We start from the raw sequence: 6655 nt of genomic DNA, 5'->3' as shown, positions 1-6655 counted from the left end.
TCCACTTCGTGGCCGACTGCGATGCATTCCTACCGAAGCTTACGCTCCGACGAACCTCCGGTTCTCATCCCACCTGCTTGCTCCCCATACAAAAAACGACCCCTCATTTGGGGTCGTATACTTGTATGTATGGCGGAGAGGGTGGGATTCGAACCCACGGTGCCCTCACGAACACGGCGGTTTTCAAGACCGCTGCCTTAAACCACTCGACCACCTCTCCGGGTGACACCAAGCATTGTATCATAAATCAAAAAGCTTTATCAAGCTCTATTTCTTGCTGATCCGTGTAACATTCCCCATATAAGGCTGCAACACTTCCGGAATCAGCACGCTGCCGTCTTCCTGCTGATAATTTTCGAGAATCGCCGCGACCGTCCGGCCGAGCGCCAGACCCGATCCGTTCAGCGTGTGAACGAATTCCGGCTTCGCTTTCGCATCGCGGCGGAAGCGGATGTTCGCACGCCGCGCCTGGAAATCTTCGAAGTTGCTGCACGACGAAATTTCACGGTACGTATTGCTGCTAGGCAGCCATACCTCCAGATCGTACGTCTTCGACGAGGAGAAGCCCAAATCGCCCGTACAAAGCGCCATAACGCGGTAAGGCAGCTTCAGGAGCTGCAGCACCTTCTCCGCCTCGCCAGTCAGCTTCTCGAGCTCCTCGTTCGATTGCTCCGGCAGAACCATCTTCACGAGCTCTACCTTGTTGAACTGATGCTGACGAATGAGTCCGCGAGTGTCTCGCCCGGCCGAACCGGCTTCGGAACGGAAACAAGCGCTGAACGCCACGAAATATTTCGGCAGATCCTCCAAAGCCAAAATGTCGTCCCGATGGTAATTCGTCACCGGCACCTCAGCGGTCGGGATCATGAAATAGTCCGAGCCCTCGATTTTGAAGACATCTTCTTCGAACTTTGGTAGCTGACCGGTACCTGTGAGGCTGTCGCGGTTGACAAGGTACGGCGGAAGCATTTCCGTATACCCGTGCTCGTCCGCATGCAGATCCATCATAAAGTTCATCAAAGCCCGTTCCAGGCGTGCCCCAAGCCCCTTATAGAACACAAACCGGGAGCCCGTAACCTTCGCCGCCGATTCAAAATCCAAAATATCCAGCTCTTGCGCCGTTTCCCAGTGAGGCTTCGGCTCGAAAGAAAAAGATGGCACCTCGCCGACCCGGCGAATCTCCACGTTATTCTCTTCCGAACCGCCTACCGGCACGTCGGCCTGCGGCATATTCGGAATCGCCAGAAGGATAGCATCCAGCTCGGCTTCCAGACCACGGATTTCCTCATCCAGCGACTTGATACGATCACCGACAACCTTCATCTCTTCGATCAAGTGGTCGGCGTTTTCTTTCGCCTTTTTCAGCTGCGCCACTTCTTGCGAAACGACGTTTCTGCGGTTTTTCAATTGCTCGGTTTCTTGCAAAAGCTCTCTGCGCTTCAAATCCAGACTTGTAAAACGGTCCAGCTCCTCCAGGTTTTTGCCCCGGTTAGCCATTCCCTGTTTCACCTTGTCCAAATCCGCTCGCAGCAATCTTATATCTAACAAGGAGATCCCTCCTGCTTCGTCTCACGTACCATGTCCAAGAAATAAGCGTGCATCCGTTCATCGTCGGTTAGCTCCGGATGAAACGACGCAGCCAGCAGATGCCCTTGACGGGCCGCAACGATCTGGTCACGGTACGTCGCCAACACGTCCACGCCTTCGCCCACCTGTTCGATCAGAGGCGCACGGATGAATACCGCGCGCACATCCCGATCGATGCCCTTAATATCCAAGTCCGTCTCAAAGCTTTCCCGCTGACGGCCAAAAGCATTGCGCGCAACCTGAATATCCATCAGCCCAAGGTGAGCTTCTTCCTGCCCTGCAATATGCTTTGCCAGCACAATCAGTCCTGCACATGTGCCGAAAAGCGGCTTGCCCTGCCGCGAAAACTCACGTAGGGCATCTATAAATTGATAGGTTCGCATCAGCTTGCCGATCGTCGTGCTCTCGCCGCCCGGAATAATGATTCCGTCGATCTCCGCCAGCTGTTCCGTCCGCTTCACCGCGACGCCGGTACCGCCGGCTTTTTCGATCATGCGGATATGCTCGGCTACGGCGCCCTGCAGCGCCAAAACACCTATGTTCATCCCTCTATACCTTCTTCCCGAGAAACAAGCTCCAGCCGGCTTACCAGCCGCGCTCCTGCATCCTTTCGGATACATGCAGCTTGGAAATTTCGATCCCCTTCATCGGCGTACCGAGATTTTTCGAAATATTGGCAATCAGCTCATAATCCGTATAATGTGTGGTAGCCTCAACGATTGCTTTCGCGAACTTCTCCGGATTTTCCGATTTGAAAATACCCGAGCCTACAAACACGCCATCAGAGCCCAAATGCATCATGAGCGCGGCATCCGCAGGAGTCGCTACACCGCCGGCAGCAAAGTTGACGACCGGCAATTTTCCGGTTTCGTGCACTTGCAGCAGCAGCTCGTAAGGAGCGCCCAAGTTTTTGGCTTCTGCCATCAGCTCGTCCTTCGACAAGCTTTGGATTTTGCGGATTTGGCCGGTGATCATACGCATATGACGAACGGCTTCAACAATGTTGCCCGTTCCCGGCTCACCCTTCGTACGGATCATCGATGCGCCTTCCCCGATCCGGCGAAGCGCCTCGCCGAGGTCTCTTGCGCCGCATACGAAAGGAACCGTGAATTCTTTTTTATTGATGTGGAATACTTCATCGGCAGGAGTCAATACTTCGCTCTCGTCGATGTAATCCACGCCCATCGATTCGAGTACTTTTGCTTCTACAAAATGTCCGATACGCGCCTTGGCCATAACCGGAATGGAAACAACTTTCATAACTTCTTCCACGATGGTAGGGTCGGCCATCCGGGCAACCCCGCCGGCCGCGCGAATATCCGAAGGAACTCTTTCCAAAGCCATAACGGCAGAAGCGCCCGCAGCTTCAGCAATACGCGCTTGCTCTGCGCTCATGACGTCCATAATGACGCCGCCTTTTTGCATTTCAGCCATACCTTTTTTAACGCGGGATGTACCTGTTTCCATATCCGATTCCTCCTGGGAACATATCGTTAATATTACTGCCAGCCACATGAAATTAGGACAAACTACTAAAAAATTATTTTACAGCAAGCGCTTCAAATTAACAACCCGTTTGCCTTGATTTTATCCCTTTTTGGCGCCGCTGAACAGATCGACGAAGAAGTCTTTTATCGCCCGGAAAAACAACCGGAACCAACTTCCCTTTTCGGCTTTCTCCGAAGCGACGAGGTTGACCGGATATTCTTTGCCGCCATACGTCACTTTTGCCGTTCCAAGCACTTGCCCTTGCTCGATTGGTGCCACAAGCTTGCTCTCATCTGCCAGCGGCTCGGCTGTGATTTGAAATTGCTCTTTCGGTGTACCCTTTTTCGCGATAACTTTAAGCTCCGATTGCGTAACGACCGGAACCTCCGTAGCCACGCCTTTTTTAATATTAACTGTTTTCAGCTTTTCTATTTCCTGCTTCGCATTCAGCACCGGTACAAATTCGAAATTGTTAAAGCCATAGTCGAGCACTTTGCGCGTTTCGATAAAGCGTTCCGGCTCCGTCTGCGCACCCATAACAACACTGATTAACCGCATTCCGTTACGTTCAGCCGTACCTGTGAAGCAATACTTCGCTTCGTTGGTGCTCCCTGTTTTTAACCCATCCAGTCCCTGATAAGCGTATTTCTTAAAGTTCGTGTTCTCCTTATTTCCTTCCAGCATCCAGTTCCAGTTAATCATCGGAGATTTGTCCTTCTCACGGAACTTCCTGGACGGAGTCGCCGTATATTTCAATACCTCCTTGTGGTCCTTAATAATATTATAAGCAATAAGAGCCGCATCTCTGGCCGTCAGCATCGTCTCTCCTTGCACTTCCTTAGGGACGTATTTCCCCATATCCGCTCTTGGCAAGCCGGTCGCATTGATAAAATGAGCCTTGTCCGAAAGCCCGAATTCTTTAGCCTTTGCATTCATCAACTTGGCGAAATTTTCTTCCGTCCCGGCAATTCTCTCCGCTAATGCCACCGAAGCGTCATTGGCCGAATAAATCGACATCGCGGCAAACATGTCATCTACCGTAGCTTGTTCGTTCAAAGCCAGCAGACCACCGGAACCGATGACATCAGCTGCATTGGGAGTAGTCGTGATCAATTCGGTTTCACTAAGCTTTTTGTTTTTAATTTCATCCATCACCAAGTATTCAGTCATCATTTTCGCCATACTGGCAGGAGGAAATGCCTCGTCAGCATTCATTTCATATAAGACTTGCCCGGTACTCGCTTCGATGAGAATCGCAGATCTGACATTGAGCTTCAAATCTGGAGCATCCGCTGCTTGTACAGACGCGGATTGTACCAGAACAAGAGTGGCATTCAGCAAAAGAGTGGCAGCTACGATCGAACAAATACGTTTTACTTTAAAAAACAACCAACTCACTCCTAAAAAAAATTTTATAAAAAATACATACGTTTAATTGTACCACAAGCTTCTTTCGCTTTACAAAAGCAAAACGGAAGCCCCAGGCTTCCGTTCTCTATTGCACGAACCATCCGTAGAACTACAACGAATAGTTCGGCGCTTCTTTTGTTATTTGAACGTCATGCGGATGGCTTTCCCGAAGACCTGCCCCCGTGATGCGGATGAAGGACGTTTCGTTGATGAGCGCCTGAATATCTTTTGCCCCGCAGTAGCCCATCCCGGAACGTAGTCCGCCAACCAACTGATAAAGCGTATCTGCCAACGGCCCTTTGTATGCAACCCGGCCCTCGATCCCTTCCGGTACAAGTTTGCTTTCGTTCTCTTGGAAATAGCGGTCTTTGCTGCCTTCTTTCATAGCGCCAATCGATCCCATTCCCCGATAAACCTTATAGCGGCGCCCTTGGAAAATCTCCGATTCGCCCGGGCTCTCTTCCGTACCGGCGAATAAGCTACCCATCATGACCGCGCTCGCGCCGGCTGCGATTGCTTTGACCACGTCACCGGAATATTTAATACCGCCATCGGCAATGATCGGTACATTGTACTGCCGCGCAACCGTCGCACAATCGTAAATCGCCGTAATTTGCGGTACGCCAATACCTGCGATGACCCGCGTCGTACAAATGGAGCCTGGTCCGATTCCGACCTTCACCATGCTTGCTCCGGCCTCGATCAGATCTTTTGTCGCTTCGCCAGTCGCCACATTGCCCGCGCAAATTGGCAGGTCTGGGTACTGCTCGCGAATTTTACGAACGGTGTTAATAATATTGATATGGTGTCCGTGCGCCGAGTCAACGACGATCAAGTCCGCGCCGGCTTCAACCAGAGCCGCCGTACGCTCCATAACATCCTTGGATACGCCTACCGCGGCACCGGCCAGCAGACGGCCTTGTTTGTCTTTTGCCGAGTTCGGGAACTGAATGGCTTTCTCGATATCCTTGATCGTAATCAGGCCCTTAAGAATCCCGTTCTCGTCGACCAGAGGAAGCTTCTCGATCTTATGCCGCTGCAGAATGCCCTCTGCTTGTTGGAGCGTCGTACCAACAGGAGCGGTGACGAGATTTTCTTTTGTCATGACTTCTTTAATTTTGATCGAATAATCATGAACGAAGCGCAGATCCCGGTTTGTCAAAATACCGACCAGCTTATTGTTCTCGTCGCAAATCGGCACGCCGGAAATCCGATATTTAGCCATCAACTCTTCGGCATCATAAACATGATGCTCTGGAGTAAGGGAGAACGGATTGGTAATTACGCCGCTTTCCGAACGCTTTACCCGATCCACTTCCTCCGCTTGCTGTGCAATCGTCATATTCTTGTGGATGACCCCGATTCCGCCTTCTCGAGCGATAGCGATTGCCAAAGCCGATTCCGTTACCGTATCCATGGCCGAGCTTAGAAAAGGAATGTTCAGATTGATCTGGCTTGTCAATTTCGTTGATATGTCGATTTCCTTACCGAACACATCCGATTTTCTCGGTACCAGCAATACATCGTCAAATGTCAAACCTTCTTTGGCAAACTTAGTCTCCCACACAAAAATAATCCTCCTTATTTTATTACATGCTGTACATACCGCAAGATATTAATTGCAATCTTATCAAAAGCCCATTTTTAGTGTCAAGCAAAAAGTCATGAAGTTTCCATGGCAATTTGTATTTAGTATGCCAATTTCATAAAGAAAAAGAGCCTCTCCGGATAAAATCCGAAGAAGCTCTTGTGCTTGGCGACGTCCTACTCTCCCAGGACCCTGCGGTCCAAGTACCATCGGCGCTGGAAGGCTTAACGGTCGTGTTCGGGATGGGTACGCGTGGTTCCCTTCCGCCATCATCACCAAACCGGATTTTTCGAAGCGTTGCTGCTCCGAAATTGCTGCGAGAAAATATCCATCCTTAAAAAGGACGTGCAGCTCAGGATTTGCACCCTGAAAACTGGATCGAAACAAAGCGCTCCAATATATCTTTTCTCGCTCCGTTGACTGCGTCAAAAGTCGCTCCTAAAAGATATATCTTCACTGGTAACCAAACCTTAGTCGCTTCCGAAGAGAACTCCGGAAGACTTTATTGGATAAGCCCTCGACCGATTAGTATTCGTCAGCTGCACACGTTGCCGTGCTTCCACCCCGAACCTATCAACCTCG

The 6655-nt window shown here is 50.7% G+C and carries 5 protein-coding genes, 1 tRNA gene and 1 rRNA gene; all 7 read right to left on the bottom strand.

Translation table 11 applies throughout. The features are described from left to right. Nucleotides 1-130 precede the first annotated feature (130 nt). The 7 genes from KQX66_RS17705 to rrf all read right to left on the bottom strand — a co-directional run bounded on the left by KQX66_RS17705 (nt 131) and on the right by rrf (nt 6353). A tRNA-Ser gene (locus tag KQX66_RS17705) sits at nt 131-220 on the bottom strand. A 47-nt stretch (nt 221-267) separates the two neighbouring features. After that, nucleotides 268-1548: a serine--tRNA ligase gene (gene serS, locus KQX66_RS17700; protein WP_216794128.1), complete on the bottom strand. Its 1281-nt coding sequence runs from the start codon at nt 1546-1548 to the stop codon at nt 268-270. After that, the gene (pdxT, locus tag KQX66_RS17695; protein WP_216794127.1) at nt 1542-2132 is read right to left on the bottom strand and encodes a pyridoxal 5'-phosphate synthase glutaminase subunit PdxT; all 591 of its coding nucleotides are present in this window, start codon (nt 2130-2132) and stop codon (nt 1542-1544) included. Before pdxT ends, serS begins: the two co-directional genes overlap by 7 nt. A gap of 40 nt (nt 2133-2172) precedes the next feature. After that, entirely contained in the window at nt 2173-3054 is an 882-nt protein-coding gene (pdxS, locus tag KQX66_RS17690; RefSeq protein ID WP_025850316.1) for a pyridoxal 5'-phosphate synthase lyase subunit PdxS, read from the bottom strand. Nucleotides 3055-3174: 120 nt separating this feature from the next. Then, nucleotides 3175-4473 (bottom strand): D-alanyl-D-alanine carboxypeptidase family protein, encoded by a 1299-nt coding sequence (locus KQX66_RS17685; RefSeq protein ID WP_308647247.1) that lies wholly within the window; start codon nt 4471-4473, stop codon nt 3175-3177. Between the two features lie 121 nt (nt 4474-4594). Next, nucleotides 4595-6052 (bottom strand): IMP dehydrogenase, encoded by a 1458-nt coding sequence (gene guaB / locus KQX66_RS17680; protein WP_216794125.1) that lies wholly within the window; start codon nt 6050-6052, stop codon nt 4595-4597. A 184-nt stretch (nt 6053-6236) separates the two neighbouring features. Then, a 5S ribosomal RNA gene (gene rrf / locus KQX66_RS17675) occupies nt 6237-6353 on the bottom strand. Nucleotides 6354-6655 lie beyond the last annotated feature (302 nt).

It is taken from the genome of Paenibacillus oleatilyticus, assembly GCF_018998565.1.
GTDB lineage: Bacteria > Bacillota > Bacilli > Paenibacillales > NBRC-103111 > Paenibacillus_G > Paenibacillus_G oleatilyticus.
This window is presented reverse-complemented; position numbering and strand designations above follow the sequence as displayed.